Source organism: Chloroflexota bacterium (genome assembly GCA_016197225.1).
GTDB lineage: Bacteria > Chloroflexota > Anaerolineae > Anaerolineales > VGOW01 > VGOW01.
Map to the genome: position 1 here is coordinate 30,375 of JACPWC010000123.1, position 15,745 is coordinate 46,119.

Sequence of the window (15,745 nt, forward strand, 5' to 3'; positions counted from 1 at the left end):
ATAATTAGCGAAATTCGCGGCAAAGAATTTTACGGCCTGGCTTGATATGGATGCTCGGCGATGTAGGCCTTCATTGAATCGTAAACGGGTAGGAGAGTGAAGTCCGGCTCGGCCATGCGGAAGTAATACCAGGTCTGGCCCTTCTCCGAGTCATCGGCGCGTTTGAAGAACCAGAAGTTGACCACGCCGATCCACGGCCACTCGTTCTGCGCGCGCTCGTAAGCCAGCGGCGCCCAGCGGGCTTGCTGGTCGAGCGTCACCTGGCCGTAATTCGTCGGCAAGCCGGAGTCCGCTGGCACCGCGTTCCAGTTCATCTCGCTAATCCAGATCGCCTTGTGCGCGTCGCCGTTGCGTACCATGATGTCACGCAAGTATAAGTGACGGTTGTAGTTGACGGTGATCGGGTTGAGGCGGTGGTCGGTCGGGCCGCTATACAAACCGTAGCCCTGCGCCGACATGATGTCGAAGCACTTGCCCGCGCCCGCATCGTACATTCTTTGCAAATACACGAACTCGTTGAGGTTGTCGCCGGTCAGGTCGTTGGTGGGCGCAAGCGCCCCGGCCAGCACCACTGCCTCGGGGTCGGCTTTTTTGATCGCCGCATAAGCAACACACAACAGCTTCGTGTAATCTTCGGGATTCACAGCCTGCTCGCCCCATTCCGGGTAAATGTTCGGCTCGTTCCAAATTTGATAGAAGCGGATTCGGCCCTTGTAGCGGTCGGCGACGGCGGCGGCGTAATCGGCGTAGTCGCCGAAGTTGTCGGGCGGGGCAAACGCGCCGCGCGCGTCGCCGTCGGCCCGCGTCCACGACGGCGGCGAGGAGAGACGGGCGATGATCTCCAGCCCGTGTTTCTCGGTCAAACTCACAATCTCATCGTACTTGTCCCAGGCTGGATGACACGGCGGAAAGCGGCAATCCTCAAAGTTGCCCTTGCCGCTAATTTCGATGTCGTACCAGGGAAACTCCTGCCGCAACCAGTGGAAGCCCGCCCCGGCGATCAACTGCACCTGCTTCTCGCGTTTGGCCGGTTCGACTTCCTGATGCAAAAAGGTGTTAATGCCGTAAGGGTTCACGTCGGCGTACTCAATCGGCGTGTCCGGGCGCAGGTCAAGCCCCGGCCTGATGCTGTCGGCGGCCAGGTCGAGCAGGCCGCGAATTTGCGGCAACGCCTCCTCTTCGCCGGTGAGCGAGAAGGCCCACGAGGGGAAGGAGGGGAGCAGGACGATGACGACGGCGACAGCGATGAACAAGACCAACAAAAAGAGGCGGCGAGACATGATGCTATTATAAGCTGTTACCAAAGCCGCCTTCATCTGCCTTTCATCCATCCTCTGCTAAAATCCTCTCATGCGCCGACTTGCCTTTATCGTTCTCATACTTGCAACGCTCGCCTGCAACGCCCTTACTCCGCAACCTACCCTTCCACCGCCGACGATTGTCCCAGCCGCAACACCTTCACCTCTGCCAACTCTGGCACCCACCGTTTCCCCAACCGAGACGGCTTCCCCGGAGCCAACCGATCTTTACATCGCGCCCGGCGACGTGATCTTTCATCCCGAACCTGTCTTGTATTCCGGCGACAGGGTCAGCCTGGAAGTGTTTGCTCACGACGGCGGCAATTTTGGGTTGAGCAGTTTTTCGGTGGCCGTTTACCTGAGCGGGCCGAGTGAGGAAACCCGGATCGCGACCACGCGAGCGATCCCTTACGGAATCGGCGAACGCCTGCAGGCGACGTTTGTGTGGGCCTGGGACACCGCCGGTTTGCAGGGGACGCAACTTCTCACGGTGGTGCTCGACCCCGACGACGAGATTCAAATCGGCGACGAGAACCCGAACAACAACACCCTCATTGTCCCGGTTGACCTTTTGCCGTCGGCAGAGCTGTCGAAGACAATCTGGTTGAAGGCCGAAAGCGACTGTTGCCTCTTCAACTACATCTCCGGCTCGGCGGCAGAGCGCGACATTGAATTGATCAAAGCCACTGCCGACAAAGCCATGAATTACGTTGAAGACAAGCTGGGGCGACAGCAAGAATCAAAGATGGTGTTCAACCTGATTGATCGGCTGTTGGGTCACGGCGGTTTTGCCTCCGACACGATCACCATCACTTACATTGATCGCGATTACGCCGCCGGCAGCCTGGAGAACGTCTTCCGCCACGAAGCCGCGCACTTGTTGGATCGGCAAAGCTTTGGCGATCATCCCACCCTGATCACCGAGGGGCTGGCGACCTACGTGGCCGGCGGCCACTTCAAAGAAGAGCCGTTCGAGCCGCGCCTGGTCGGGCTATTGGCGTTCGGTCGTTACATTCCGCTGACAGAGTTGGCCGACAATTTTTATCCATCGCAACACGAGATTGGCTACCTTGAAGGCGCGGCCTTCATTGATTATCTGGTGAATACTTATGGCTGGAAGCAGTTCGTCACCCTGCTCGGCGCATTTCAACCCACCAACACCCAAAGCGCCATGCTCGACGGCGGCCTGCGTTTGGTCTACAACAAATCGCTGGCCGAAATGGAAACCGAGTGGCTGGCGCACCTACGGGCCCAGACGGTAGACCCGCGCTGGCAGGCCGACATCGCCGACACCATCACTTTCTACGACACCGTGCGCCGCTATCAGCAGGTCTACGATCCCTCAGCCCACTTCCTCACCGCCTGGATTCCCGACATTCAGCGGGCCGTGCGCGAGAACATCACCGCCGACTACAGCCGCCACCCGTCTTCGCTTGAGAATATTGCGCTGGAGACAATGCTGATCGAAGCCGACCGCCAACTGGAAACAGGCAATTACGATCTGACCGAACACTACCTGGCCGCCGTCAACGCCGTGCTGGAATCTGGCGGCAACTTCGCCGCCGACTCGCTGGCAACCGACTACCTGGCCCTCACCGCCTCGGCCCTCGACGCCGGTTACGAGCCTCAACGCATCCGGCTCGACTCGGACAGCGCCGCCATCACCGCCTCCCGCCCCGGCCAGCCCTCGGCGCTGGTTGAGCTTACGCTCACTCGCGTAGATGGAACGTGGCGGATGAATTGACGTATAATCTTGGTGAGGCAACCTATGACTATCCAAGAACCAACCATTGTTCCAACTATCCTGGATATTCTCCCGGCTCCGGGTGAGTGGACTGAGGCCTTCTACTACATTGTCTCAGAGCGAGGCCGCCTGGTTGAACTTTCCAGCGGCAATCTGGAAATTCTCCCCATGCCCACTGATTATCATCAACTTATTTTAGGCCGGCTGTTTATTGCCTTATTTACCTTTGCTAACCAATACAAATTGGGTCAGGTGCGCTTTGCGCCTCTGCCAGTCCGGCTGTGGCCTGGCAAAATCCGCGAGCCTGATATTCTTTTCATGTCAGCCGCCCACGCGGATCGAATTGAAAAGTATTGGGGTGTTCCTGATCTCGTCGTGGAAATTATTTCGGAAGGCGACGCCAAGCGCGACCGCACTGAGAAGCCCGAAGACTACGCCCAGGCCGAAATTCCTGAGTACTGGATTGTTGATCCTGAAACGAAAACGCTGGATGTTCTGCGGCTCGAAGGCGAAAGCTACAAACTCCTGGCGCATCTGGCGGAGAACGACATGATCACCTCGCCGACCTTCCCCGGCTTTACTTACGCCCTCAAGGATTTGTTCGCGCCCGCCTGATCAGCCGCATCTCCGGGCTTCGTAGAATCAGCGCCAGTGCAAAGTAGACTCCTGCGCCAACTGCCGCCCCGCCCAGGCCGACAATCCACGGGGAGGCCGCCACCAGTTTCCCCAAACCGAACACTACAATTCCCATTCCGAGCGCGGCCACCGTCGCTCGCCACAGGCTGGCCGTCATTACTCGCGCATCCAGCTTCCCCAGCCGTTGGCTGAACACAACCAACAAGCCAATCATCTCAATGGCCGTTGCCAATGAGTTGGCCAACGCCAAACCGCCGTGAGGCGGTTGCCCCCACGAGTCGAACAGCTTGGTAAAAGTCAAGCTAAAGATCACGTTCAGGATCATCGCCCCGGTTCCGATCAACACCGGTGTGCGCGTGTCCTTGAGGGCATAGAAGGCGCGCGTCACCACTTCCACAACCGAGTGGCCGACGAGGCCGACGGCGTACCAGGCCAACGCCCAGGCGACGAGTTGGGTGGAAGTAGCCGTGAACTCGCCTCCCTCGAACAACATGGCAATGATGGGCTGGCCGAGGAGGATCAAACCAACAGTGGCCGGCAAAGCCAGGAAGAGAGTCAGGTTGAGGGCCGAGGCCAGCGTGCTTCGCAAAGCGTCGCGCTCGCCGCGAGCCGCTTGCGCCGAGAAGGTGGGGAAGATGGCGATGGCAATAGCCTGGGCAATGGCGGCTTGCGGGAAGGTGAAGATTTGGAAGGCGTAGGTGAGGGCAGAGAGACTGCCAATGGGCAAAGTTAGAGCGATGACCGTGTTGACCCAGAAGTTGATCTGCCACACCGCCAGCCCGAACATGCGCGGCAACATCAACTTACCAACTTGTCGCACAGCGGCGTCGCCTAAATCGAGAGCAAGAGTGTAGCCCGGTTGATGGCGAAATAGAGTTGGCAGTTGCACCAGCAAGTGCAGAGCCGCCCCAACCACCACGCCCCAGGCCGGGCCGTAAATGCCCGACCAGGGCGCAGTCAGCGCCCCGGCCATGATGCCGACGTTGTACAGAATGGGCGCCAGCGCCGGAGAGAGAAAGTGATGATGGGCGTTGTGGATGCCCATCAAGAGGCCGCTCACCCCGAAGATCACGGTTGAGAGCAACATGATCCGCATCAGGTCAACCGTCAGTCGCTGTTGATCCGGCGGCAACGTTCGGGCCAGCACCGCGCGCACCAGAAACGGGGCGGTGAGAGCGGCCAGCCCGGCGACGGCGCAAAGCACAATCAGCAAATTGTTGACGATGGCGCTTGCCAGCCGCCAGGCGCGGGGCGAGTCGCCCTCGGCCAAAAAGCCGGCGAACATGGGAATGAAGGCCGAGGCCAACGCCCCGCCCGCCAGCACGTTGAACAACAGGTCGGGCACGCGAAACGCGGCAAAGTATGTGTCAGGAGCGGCGGAGGTGCCAAACGTCCGGCTGATAATGATCTGCCTGAGCAGGCCGATGAGGTTGGCGGCCACCAACCCGGCCATGACCGTGAAAGTATTTCGGGCAAGACGGTTCACGGCGGAGCATTATACAAGCAAAAACCTGACACGCTTCGCGTCTGCGAAGCGTGTCAGGTCTTTTTTAAGTGTGAGAGCCAGGGACGCCGACCCTGGCTCTCTCAAAGGAGGAGAAGAAGAGATGTCATATTACCCTTCTGAGCTAAAGAATAGCATAGGCCGGACAAACCGCCTTGCCTGACAGCCTACGCCAAACCTACGCCAACCCTACGCTAACAACCAGCCGGGGTAGCCGCCCCTGCTATAATCTCGTTCGCTCATGGTTACGCGCTTTTCATTCATCTATCGCTCATCGTTCATCGTCCTCCTCGCCCTCCTCAGCGGCGCATTCCTGCGATTCCACGAGCTGGGCCGTGTGCCGCCCGGCCTGCACTACGACTTTGCCGCCAACGCTATCATTGCGGACGGCGTCGCTTTCGATGGCTGGCGTGAGGTCTTCATCACCGCCTACACTGGCAAAGAAGTGCTGTTCTTTTACACTGCCGGGCTGATCTTCAAGTTCGTCGGCTCGTCCATCTTTGCCCTGCAATTCACCGCCGCCGTCTATGGCGTGCTGGGCATCGCAACCTGCTACTTCGCCGCCCGCCAACTGTTGTGGGAAGACCCCGACTCAAAATGGATCGCCGCCCTCGCCGCCGCCATTCTCTCCTTTACCTTCATGCACCTCGTCTGGTCGCGCTACGGCGAGCGCGCCGTCACCGAACCGTTTGTGCAAGGTCTGGCCGTCGGCTTTCTTTTCCGCGCTCTACGGTTTGGCGCTCCCGCATCCTTTCACCTTGTCATCCTGTCACCCCGCCAACGAATCGGATTGATGACAAACACGATTCTCGCCGGAGTCTTCACCGGGCTGGCCGCCTACACCTATCTCGCCGCCCGCCTCTTCCCGATCCCGATCGCTGTCACTCTCTTCTCTCTTCTCATCTATGAATTCCGCCACCTCAACCGCCTGAAAGCTCGTCTCGGTCAGTTCGCCATTTACTTCGCCGCCGCCGCCCTCGTCTTCGCTCCCCTCGGCTGGTTCTTCGTCACTCATCCCGAAACCTTCCTCGTTCGCGCCAATCAGCTTACGCCCAAGACCGGCGAGGGCAACTTGTTGCTTCAAGGTATCACCGGCGCGTTGGGCATGATCTTCCTCTCTGGCGAACTCTACGACCGCTTCAACATTCCGGGCCGCCCCATCTTCGGCCCTGTCCTCGGCTTCTTCTTTGTCCTCGGCTTCGTCCTCACCGTCATCAAATTCTTTCGACCTTCTACAGAACACGCAATACGCAATACGCAATATCCACGTTTGACGTTGGCACAGCCCCCTGCGGGTCACGCTTCACTCTTCCTCCTCGTCTACCTCTTCACCTTCCTCATTCCCACCGCCATCTCCATTCACGACATCTTCCCCTCCAACGTGCGCTCGATGGGGCTGTTGCCGGTGCTGACCATCTTTCCGGCGCTTGGGATTGTAAAGGCGAGTAATTGGTTAGTGGTTATTAGTTATTGGCGTTCAAAAACTCGCCCAATAACCAATAACTACGCGAAGCGGCTAATAACCGCTTTCACGCTTACCTTCGGCACCCTCACCACCTACTACTCCTACTTCAATCTCTGGGCCGCCGCCCCGGGCCTTCATTACGCCAACGACACCGACCTCGTCAACGCCGCCCGCTGGATCAACACCCAGAACACACAAAACACCAGTGTCTATTTCTCCGCTATTCACTATCGTCATCCAACAGTTGCTTACCTCGCCCGCGACTTCCCTTCGTTCCGCTGGTTCATTGGCGGCCAGGCGCTCGCCATTCCTGAAGGCTCGGCCATTTATGTTTTCCCGCACTCAGCCCCGCCGCCCGAAGATTGGATCGCACAGTGGTCTCCAATTGACGCGCCGCTCGGCCCCGACGGCACGCCCGACTTCCGCGCTTATTATTTCGACTCGATGCCGCCCCTGCCCGATTTCATTTCGGCCTCGGCCAACTTTGGCAACCTCGTCGAGCTAACCGGTTATCGCCTCGTCGCGCCGGGCGTCGTGGACTTTCGCCTCCACGTCCTCAACCTGCCCGACCAGCCCGACTACCGCCTCGTGGCCGACTTGGTGGATGTGGCCGGCTATCACTGGGCGCAAGGCTTCAACGACTCCTATTTTGCCGAGCAGTGGCAAGCCGGTGAAACCATTTTGATGCGAGTCAAAATTCCGATTGAGATCGGCACCCCGCCCGGCAATTACCAATTACTAATAACAATTTACTCCGCCACTTCCAAAGTCAACCTCCCCACCGGTTCAGCCGCCTATGCAACCCTCGGCCCGATCTCACTCCCGCCCACCGGCCCGCAACCCCTCGCCGACCCGCTCGCCGTCATCAGCGGCCTCAACCTGATTCAACTCGACCCGCCGCCCGCCCACGCCCGCCCCGGCGAACCATTGCCGTTTACCACTCACTGGCAGGCCTCATCTCCAATAACCAATAACCAATTACTAATTACTAAGCTAAACGGCGTTGAGCTTGAGTCGGCTTCCCCGGCGCACAACACCCACCCCACCAGCCAATGGCGGCCCGGCGAGATCGTTATTGATCGCCACGCCCCCCGACTCCCGCGCGACCTTCCGCCCGGCGTTTACAATGTCACCCTCAACGACTTTCTTATCGGCACAGTCAGCGTCGAAGCCATTGAGCGCCAGTTCAACCGGCCCACGCCGTTAGTTTCCATCACCGCCGGCTTTGGCGATCAATTCGAGCTTGTGGGCTACGACCTGACCGACTCGGCCATCACGTTATACTGGCAGGCTCTCAAGGAAACCGAAGTTGATTACACCGGGTTTGTTCACGTGCTCGACGCTAGCGGCCAGATCGTCGCCCAGCGCGACGCGCAACCGCAAAGCGGCGGCTACTCCACCTCGTTGTGGGTTGCGGGCGAGTACGTGGCTGATAGAATCGAGATACCAACAACGGGCGCTTCAATTGAAATTGGCTGGTACGTGGCCGAGACCGGGGAGCGGCTGAAGACTGACAAAGGCGACTCGTTGCGCTTGCCATGAGACAACGCCTTTCAGTTAGCCGGGGCCAGCACGTGGGCGTGCTGGCTCCTCGCGTTATCTGGAAGGTATTGTGTCATGAGCCTACAACTCAACTCAGGAGGAGAGAAGATGAACAAAACGTTGAAATGGATCGGCGGCATTCTGGGCGGGCTGGCTGGCTTGCTGTTGATTGCGATTTTGATTCTGGGGCTGCTGCCCATTCCAGAAGATGTGCCGCCCAAGCCCCTGCCCGGCCACACCGGGGCGCCGGACGGCGTGATCACAACCGCGCCCGTCGAAAGCAACCGAACCCTCACCGTCAATTCGGGCGAGTCAATTCAGGCGGCGATTGACCAGGCCAAACCGGGCGACGTGGTGGAAGTTCAGCCGGGCATCTATCACGAAGCGCTCACGGTGAGCATTCACAACCTCACCCTGCGCGGCGTGGCCGGCGCAAACGGCCAGTGGCCGATTCTGGATGGCGAGAGCAAATTCGACAACGGCGTTTTTGTCACCGCCAGTTTCTTCACCCTCGAGCAATTCCAAATTCGCAACTATCTTGAGAACGGGGCCATCAATCAGGGCGGCTACGGGCCTGTGTACCGCGATCTCATCATTGACAACCCGGGTGAGTACGCCGTGTTCCCCATCGCCAGCACCAACGTCCTCATCGAGCGGGTGAAGGCCAGCGGCGCCACCGACTCGGCGCTCTACGTCGGCCAGTCGCGGGACATCGTCGTGCGTGACAGCGAAGCCTTCAACAACGTGACCGGGATCGAAATTGAGAACTCGGTGAACGCGCTGGTGGAGAACAACTACGTCCACGACAACACCGGCGGCATCCTGGTCTTTCTGCTTCCAAACCTGAACGCCAAAGACGGGCACGACACCGTGTTGAAGAACAACCGCGTCGAGAACAACAACACGCCCAACTTTGCCACAAACGGCGTGGTGCAGAAAGTTCCGGCGGGCACGGGCATTCTCATCATGGCCGCCGATGGCACTGAAGTGACGGGCAACACCATCACCGGCAACAACTCAGCTGGCATCGGCGTGGTAGCTTCCAACATCATCTTTGACGATGTCAGCGGCTTTGATATTCCACTTGTGCCGGAGCAAACCTGGGTTCACGACAACACCTACAGCAACAATGGCACTCAGCCCGCGCCTCTTCTGGCTGACCTCGGTCTTCCGGGCGTGGATGTGTTGTGGGACGCCAGTGGCTGGGACAACCGCTTTGACGACGGCGGCGTCAAAACCTTCCCGATCCTGCCCTCCTCAGCCTGGCCAGAGGTGGCGAAGAAGGCGCTGTGGCAAGTGTTGCAGAAGTTGAAGTAGGGCGACGTAACGTCGCCCTTAGAGCGGTTTCCAGGTTGGTTTACGGGATCGTCCGTCAAGACTTCCGAAGTCTTGAAGACTTCGGAAGTCTGGAACCCGTAAATCAACTCGGAATTTGCTCTAGAATGACAAACTGCGGAGTTATTCTTTTACAAGCCCTTACGGCGTCGCCGTCGGTGGGAGGGTGCTGGCGGTTTTGGTGGCGGCGATGGCAGTGCGGGCGTAATCGGTGGCCAGCACCGGACGGAGGGTGTTGGTCGGCGTGCGCGTGGGCGTAATAGACGGCGTGAAGGTTGGCGTGCGAGTCGCAGTGGCGGTGTAAGTTGACGACGGAGTAAAAGTCGAAGTTCGAGTGAAGGTCGGCGTGGGCGTAAAAGTGGATGTCCGCGTCAAGGTTGGCGTGCGTGTGGATGTATTAGTGCGAGTCGGGGTGGCCGTGGCGGTGTTGGTTGCCGTTGCGGTTGAAGTGGCGGTGAAGGTGTTGGTGATGGTGAAGGTCGCCGACGGCGTCGGGGTGCGAGTCGGCGGCGACCCCGTGATCACAAAGTCCGCAAATTGTTTGAGCGAGTCGCCAATGTAGATCGCCACCCGGTAATTCCCGGCTTCGTATAAACAAATCTCAAGCGGGCACGGCGAGGCGCCATAGCCGCCGGTTCCGCCCTCCCAGGCCGCCGTGTCAATGTAAAGCGGCTGTCCATCCTTGAACCAGATCGTCGAAACCTGCATGCCGTTGCTCATGTTGTTGTAGGTGAAGATGGCGAACAGCGTAGTGAGGTTGCCCGCCTCAAAGTTGAGCGATGCGCCGGTGGGCACGAAATTGCTATTGTAGCCGATGGCAATGGTGATGGGGCCGATGGCGGCGTTGGGATCAGGGGTCACCGTCGCGTTTAAGATGGGCGTGATCTGCGCCGCCGGGTAGCCGGGCGTGGGCGTGTCGGTGGGCGGCAAAGTGGGCGAGGGTGTGAGGGTGTTGGTGGGCGGCAGGGTGAGAGACGGAGTCAGGGTGATGGTGGGCGAGAGGGTGACTGTGGGCGTGATGGTGGTCGTCGGGCTGACAGTGGGTGTGGTCGTCGGCGGAATGATCAACTCAATCGTCGGCTTGCCGGCCGTGATCACCACCAGCCCGAGCAGAAAAAAGAAAACGCCAAAGCCCAAATATCGCCAGCCGCGCTCAGTGGCCTGCCGGCGGAGCATGAAGAACGGCAGGCGGCGCGACTCGGAGAAGTTGGCTAACCCGGCCAACAGGCTGATGACCAGTCCGACGGCCAGGGATGCCGTCAACCACAAGAGGTACGTTTCGGTTGCTTGCTTAAACATCGAAAAAGCGGTATTGATTGAGCTTGAAGGCATTATAGCATTGCGAGCGGGGCGCATTTCGCGAGCGCCGGAGCTAAGCCTGCCTCGCCTTTTTGTGCTACAATCGCCCCAACGTTGGTAACCCGGAGATGTAAGCCATGATAGAAGTGACCGTTGACAGCATCCGCGTGAGCTTGATGTCCACTCATCGTGTCGTGATTCTCAAAGATACAGAGAATGAGCGCTACCTGCCGATCTGGATCGGCCCCTGTGAGGCCGATGCGATTACGGTTGAATTGCAAGATGTGGAAGTAGCCCGGCCTCTCACTCACGACATCCTCAAAAACGTCATCAACGAACTGGGCGGCAAAGTGGTGCGGGTGGAAATCAGCGACCTGCGCAACGACATTTTCTACGCCACCCTCATCATTGACACCAAAGGCAAGACGGTTGAAATTGACTCGCGCTCGTCGGATGCCCTGGCCCTGGCCGTGCGCGCCCGGGTGCCTATCTTTGTCCACGATGCGGTCATGAGCAAGGCCGCCATCGTGCCCGAGTCGGAAGTGGAGGCCGAGGCCGGCGAGGCGGCGGCCCCCGCCGCCGAAGGCAGTGAGCGCCTCTCCGCCTTCTCCGACTTTGTCGACTCGCTCGACTTTGAAGACCTGGACAAAGACAAGAAGGACGACGACGACGAGTAAGCCGCCCATTAATTTTTTGCCCTCGACCCTTTCCAGAATTTACACCGCCCCCCTGTTACGGGGGGCGATTTGTCTATGGCCGATCACCGCTCAACCGAAGGTCTTACCACTCCGCCCCATAATCTCGAAGCCGAAGAAGCCGTCCTCGGCTCGGTGCTGATCGATCCCGAATCGTTCTTCGACGTGGCCCAGTTCCTCAAGCCGGAAGACTTCTACTCGGTGAAGCACGGCTGGGTCTGGGACGTATTCGTCTCGCTCCACGACAGCCGGACGCCGATTGACTTGTTGACGGTGCAGGACGAGTTGGAACGGCGTGGCCAGTTGGGCGAAGTGGGCGGCCCGGCCTACCTCACCCGCCTCGTCACCCTCACCCCCACCGCCTACAACGCCGCCGCTTACGGCCACCTCGTCGAAGAAGCCGGCATCCGCCGCCGCCTGATCCAGGCCGCCTCCAACATCGCCAAGCTGGCCTACGAAACCGGGGCCGACATCAACACCGTCGTCGGCGAATCTGAGAAGGCGCTGTTCGACGTAAGCGAGCGCCGCAACCTGCACGAACTCAAGCCGATCAAGAAAGTTGCCAGTGAGTATTACGACCGGGTCGAATATCTCTACAATCACCAGAACGAAATTCTGGGCGTGCCCACCGGCTACAAAGATTTGGATAAACTGCTGGGCGGTTTCCAGCAGTCCGATCTGATCATCCTGGCCGGGCGGCCCGGTCGCGGCAAGACCAGCCTGCTCCTGTCCATTGCCCTCAACGCGGCCAAGATTTACAAGAAGCGCGTCGCCGTCTTCTCGCTCGAAATGTCGAACGAGCAACTTGTCCAGCGACTGGTCTCGCAGGAAACGGAGATCAACTCGCACCGGTTGAGAATGGGCAAGCTGGAGGAAGACGAATGGCCGAAGTTCATTCATGCCATCAGTATCCTCAGCGACACCGGCCTCTATCTCGACGACACGCCCGCCATCTCGGCCCTGGCCCTGCGCACCAAGTGCCGCCGCCTCAACAGCGAGATCAAGCTCGACATGATTGTGATAGATTACTTGCAGTTGATGACGGTGGACACGCGGGTGGAGAACCGGGTGCAGGAGGTGTCGCACATCTCGCGCAGTCTCAAGGCCCTGGCCCGCGAGTTGAACGTGCCGGTGCTCACTGCCGCCCAGCTCTCGCGCGCCGTCGAGCAACGCTCCGGGCAGAGGCCGATGCTGTCGGACTTACGCGAAAGTGGATCGATCGAACAAGATTCGGACGTGGTCATGTTCCTCCACCACCCCGACGACTGGGACGAAGACCCGCAACGCAAGAGCGTCACCGAGATCGTCGTCGCCAAGCACCGCAACGGTCCCACCGGCTCGGTCGAACTCGTCTTCCTCGAGCAGTTGACCAAGTTTGCCGATGCAGAGACGAGGCATTTGTCGTTTGAATGATCGTAGTGCGTATTCCGTATTCCGTTACGCAATACGCACTACGCGATACGAGATACGCGTCACCCATGAAAGGTTTCTCCGGTTTCCCGCCCGGTAAGGTGCGCACCACCCCGGTGCCCGACCCGTTCTTCACCGAACTCCTGCCGCAGATCGATCATCTCGGCGAGATGAAGGTGACGCTGTATTGCTTCTGGCGGCTGTCGCTCAAAGAGGGCAATATTCGTTACGTGCGCCGCAAAGAACTGGAAGCCGACGAGATGTTGCTGGGCGGGCTTGCTCAACACAAGCGCGACGCTGTCCCGGCGCTGACCGATGCCCTGGAACGGGCCGTGGCGCGCGGCACGCTGCTCCACGTCGAGATCGAAAGCGCGTCCGGCGCAGAAGATTTATACTTTGTGAACACACCCAAAGGCCGGGCGGCGGTGGACGGCATCACCAAAGGCGAGTGGCGGCCTACCGCCGACGACAACACGCCGGTCGAAGTGCTGGTCAACCGCCCCAACGTATTCACGCTTTACGAGCAGAACATCGGCCCGCTCACGCCGCTCATCGCCGACGAATTGCGCGACATCGAATCCGAGTATTCGCCGGAGTGGATCGAAGAAGCCGTGCGCGAAGCGGTGGAGAACAACGCCCGCTCACTGCGCTACATTGTTCGCGTGCTGGAAAACTGGAAGACTCAAGGAAAAGCTGATCGTGGAAAAAATCGGGGAAACACTGAAAAAGACCGCCGACGGTATCTCGACTACCTCGAGTAGCCCGGCGGGCAAGCGCGAGCCAACCGGCCCCGGCGACCCAAACTGCCCGCACTGTCATGGCGTCGGCTACGTGCGCGAAGATGTTGAAGTGGGTCACTCCAACTTCGGCAAGCTCTTCCCGTGCTCGTGCCGCTTCGCCGAAATTGAAGCCGCGCAGAAGAGTCGCCAACTCGAAATTTCAAGCCTCGGGCCGCTGGCCGGCAAGACCTTCGACAACTTTCTGCCCGAAGGCCACACCACCGATGCTGTCCAGCGCGCCAGCTTGCGCTTTGCGTTTGAAACCGCGCGCAAGTACGCCGACTCGCCGAAAGGCTGGCTGTTGATCACCGGCGGTTACGGATGTGGCAAGACTCACCTTGCCGCCGCCGTCGCCAACGCCCGCCTGGCCGCCGGTCAACTCGTCATGTTCATCAACGCGCCCGACCTGCTCGATCATCTGCGTTCCACCTTCGGCCCCGGCTCCGACGTGTCTTACGACGATCTCTTCGAGCGCGTGCGCAACATTCCTCTGCTCATCATTGACGACCTCGGCGCGGAAAGCCCCACGCCCTGGGCGCAGGAAAAGCTCTACCAGATTTTCAACCATCGCTACAACTTAGCTTTGCCCACCGTCGTCACCTCCAACGTCGAACTCGAACGCTTCGACCCGCGCCTGCGTAGCCGCCTGGTGGACATGGACCTCGCCCGCCGCATCAACATGGACGCGCCCGACTTCCGCCGCGCCGAACCCGACCAGACTGACCTCTCCTCGCTCGAACATCACCGCCACCAGACCTTCGAGACCTTTGACAACCGCAAAGGTGAAATCCCGCCCGATCACTTCCGCCTGCTGCAAGCCGCCTTCGACGAAGCCAAGCGCTTCGCCGACGATCCCGGCGGCTGGCTCGTCCTCACCGGCCCGCACGGAAGCGGCAAGACCCACCTCGCCGCCGCCATCGCCAATCAGCGCGTGCGCCTCGGCCAGCCCGCCCTCTTCATCACCTTCGCCGACCTGCTGGATCATCTGCGCGCCACCTTCAGCCCCGACTCGTACGTGCGTTACGACAAACGCTTCGCCGAAGTCAAGGGCGCGCCGCTCCTCGTCCTCGACGACCTGGCCCTCGAAAGCGCCACGCCCTGGGCCAAAGAAAAACTCATGCAGTTGATTGACTATCGCTACGTCGCCGCCCTGCCCACCGTCATCACCACCTCCGCCGATAAAGCCGAACTCGACGACCGCTTGCAAACCCGCCTGCTCGACCCGCGCCTCAGCGTCGTCTGCCCCATCACCGCCCCGATCTACAAAGGCGGCAAATCGGTCAAGCCGGCCAAACGCAAGACTCATGCTCGATAAATTCCGCCGACTCATCAGCGACGCCGAAAAAGAATCGAAGGCGACACCCAAGCCGCCGCCCTCAACGAAGGTTCAGCCGCCGACGGCTCCCCCGCCAGAGTCGGCCTCCCAACCCGAGTCGGCGTCCTCGGGCCGCCAGCAGGCCGAAGATCATCTGGTCAAATTACAGGAGAAGATCAACAAGCTCACCGACGACTTCGCCGAAGGCCACCTCAACCGCGAGCAGTTCAAGAAGTTGTACGAGCACTACCAGCGCGAGCGGCGTTCGATTGAAAGATTGCTGGCCGCCTCGGAGGTGAAAACCGGGGAACTGAAGGATGTTGTGGCCGATGGCAAGAGCATCCTCATCCGGCAGGAACACATGGCCCGGGCCGACGGTTACGCCGTGTACGAAAATGCTTCCGGCATGCCCATTACCACCCTCGGCCATTTTGAACTCGACCCGGCGCTGGTCATTCCCATGCTGTCTTCGTTCCGGGCCGCCACTCAGGAAATTTTTGGGGCGGGCATGCGCTCGACTTCCATTGAAGGCGATCGCTGGTTGTGCTTCGTGCCGGGCGAGTTCACCACCATGCTGGCGATCTTTACCAACGAGCCGGCCCAGAAGCAGTTGGCCTACATCGAAGACCTGCACCGTCTCTTCGAGCGGGCCAACCGCCACCGCCTGACTCAATCGCCTATCGAGCCGGAGGCGCTTTTGTTCCCGCACGAGTTTTACAAATG

12 protein-coding genes are annotated in these 15,745 nt (G+C 59.7%); 9 read left to right on the plus strand and 3 right to left on the minus strand.

Annotated features, from left to right (window positions below):
- Positions 1-29: 29 nt before the first annotated feature.
- The gene (locus HYZ49_20895; GenBank protein ID MBI3244743.1) at positions 30-1,280 is read right to left on the minus strand and encodes a hypothetical protein; all 1,251 of its coding nucleotides are present in this window, start codon (positions 1,278-1,280) and stop codon (positions 30-32) included.
- A 70-nt stretch (positions 1,281-1,350) separates the two neighbouring features.
- Here HYZ49_20895 and HYZ49_20900 point away from each other — a divergent pair, with 70 nt between their 5' ends.
- Both HYZ49_20900 and HYZ49_20905 read left to right on the plus strand, forming a co-directional pair.
- Positions 1,351-3,042, plus strand: coding sequence for a hypothetical protein (locus HYZ49_20900; GenBank protein ID MBI3244744.1), 1,692 nt, complete (start codon positions 1,351-1,353; stop codon positions 3,040-3,042).
- A 24-nt stretch (positions 3,043-3,066) separates the two neighbouring features.
- Positions 3,067-3,657, plus strand: a complete 591-nt coding sequence (locus tag HYZ49_20905) for a Uma2 family endonuclease (GenBank protein ID MBI3244745.1) — start codon at positions 3,067-3,069, stop codon at positions 3,655-3,657.
- Here the strand turns inward: HYZ49_20905 and murJ are convergent.
- A complete protein-coding gene (gene murJ, locus HYZ49_20910) occupies positions 3,632-5,164 on the minus strand; it encodes a murein biosynthesis integral membrane protein MurJ (GenBank protein MBI3244746.1) in 1,533 nt (510 codons plus the stop codon). The two genes, HYZ49_20905 and murJ, sit on opposite strands and share 26 nt — an antisense overlap.
- A 259-nt stretch (positions 5,165-5,423) precedes the next feature.
- Here murJ and HYZ49_20915 point away from each other — a divergent pair, with 259 nt between their 5' ends.
- Positions 5,424-8,189: a hypothetical protein gene (locus tag HYZ49_20915; protein ID MBI3244747.1), complete on the plus strand. Its 2,766-nt coding sequence runs from the start codon at positions 5,424-5,426 to the stop codon at positions 8,187-8,189.
- Between the two features lie 108 nt (positions 8,190-8,297).
- Positions 8,298-9,506, plus strand: a complete 1,209-nt coding sequence (locus HYZ49_20920) for a right-handed parallel beta-helix repeat-containing protein (GenBank protein MBI3244748.1) — start codon at positions 8,298-8,300, stop codon at positions 9,504-9,506.
- Between the two features lie 159 nt (positions 9,507-9,665).
- On the opposite strand, the gene HYZ49_20925 is transcribed toward HYZ49_20920, so the two are convergent.
- Positions 9,666-10,823, minus strand: coding sequence for a hypothetical protein (locus HYZ49_20925; GenBank protein ID MBI3244749.1), 1,158 nt, complete (start codon positions 10,821-10,823; stop codon positions 9,666-9,668).
- 137 nt (positions 10,824-10,960) lie between these two features.
- Here HYZ49_20925 and HYZ49_20930 point away from each other — a divergent pair, with 137 nt between their 5' ends.
- The 5 genes from HYZ49_20930 to HYZ49_20950 all read left to right on the plus strand — a co-directional run.
- Positions 10,961-11,500, plus strand: coding sequence for a bifunctional nuclease family protein (locus HYZ49_20930; protein MBI3244750.1), 540 nt, complete (start codon positions 10,961-10,963; stop codon positions 11,498-11,500).
- A gap of 75 nt (positions 11,501-11,575) precedes the next feature.
- A complete protein-coding gene (gene dnaB, locus HYZ49_20935) occupies positions 11,576-12,931 on the plus strand; it encodes a replicative DNA helicase (protein ID MBI3244751.1) in 1,356 nt (451 codons plus the stop codon).
- A gap of 65 nt (positions 12,932-12,996) precedes the next feature.
- The gene (locus HYZ49_20940; GenBank protein MBI3244752.1) at positions 12,997-13,689 is read left to right on the plus strand and encodes a DnaD domain protein; all 693 of its coding nucleotides are present in this window, start codon (positions 12,997-12,999) and stop codon (positions 13,687-13,689) included.
- Positions 13,628-15,022, plus strand: a complete 1,395-nt coding sequence (locus HYZ49_20945) for an ATP-binding protein (GenBank protein ID MBI3244753.1) — start codon at positions 13,628-13,630, stop codon at positions 15,020-15,022. The genes HYZ49_20940 and HYZ49_20945 overlap by 62 nt, the downstream gene beginning before the upstream one ends.
- Positions 15,012-15,745, plus strand: a 734-nt coding sequence (locus HYZ49_20950; GenBank protein MBI3244754.1) for a hypothetical protein, incomplete at its 3' end; no start/stop codon positions are given. The genes HYZ49_20945 and HYZ49_20950, both read left to right, overlap by 11 nt.

Excerpts from the sequence above, each read along its gene's own strand:
- HYZ49_20895 (MBI3244743.1), bottom strand. The coding sequence starts at position 1,280 with ATGTCTCGCCGCCTCTTTTTGTTGGTCTTGTTCATCGCTGTCGCCGTC.
- HYZ49_20900 (MBI3244744.1), top strand. The coding sequence starts at position 1,351 with ATGCGCCGACTTGCCTTTATCGTTCTCATACTTGCAACGCTCGCCTGC.
- HYZ49_20905 (MBI3244745.1), top strand. The coding sequence starts at position 3,067 with ATGACTATCCAAGAACCAACCATTGTTCCAACTATCCTGGATATTCTC.
- HYZ49_20915 (MBI3244747.1), top strand. The coding sequence starts at position 5,424 with ATGGTTACGCGCTTTTCATTCATCTATCGCTCATCGTTCATCGTCCTC.
- HYZ49_20920 (MBI3244748.1), top strand. The coding sequence starts at position 8,298 with ATGAACAAAACGTTGAAATGGATCGGCGGCATTCTGGGCGGGCTGGCT.
- HYZ49_20925 (MBI3244749.1), bottom strand. The coding sequence starts at position 10,823 with ATGTTTAAGCAAGCAACCGAAACGTACCTCTTGTGGTTGACGGCATCC.
- HYZ49_20930 (MBI3244750.1), top strand. The coding sequence starts at position 10,961 with ATGATAGAAGTGACCGTTGACAGCATCCGCGTGAGCTTGATGTCCACT.
- dnaB (MBI3244751.1), top strand. The coding sequence starts at position 11,576 with ATGGCCGATCACCGCTCAACCGAAGGTCTTACCACTCCGCCCCATAAT.
- HYZ49_20940 (MBI3244752.1), top strand. The coding sequence starts at position 12,997 with ATGAAAGGTTTCTCCGGTTTCCCGCCCGGTAAGGTGCGCACCACCCCG.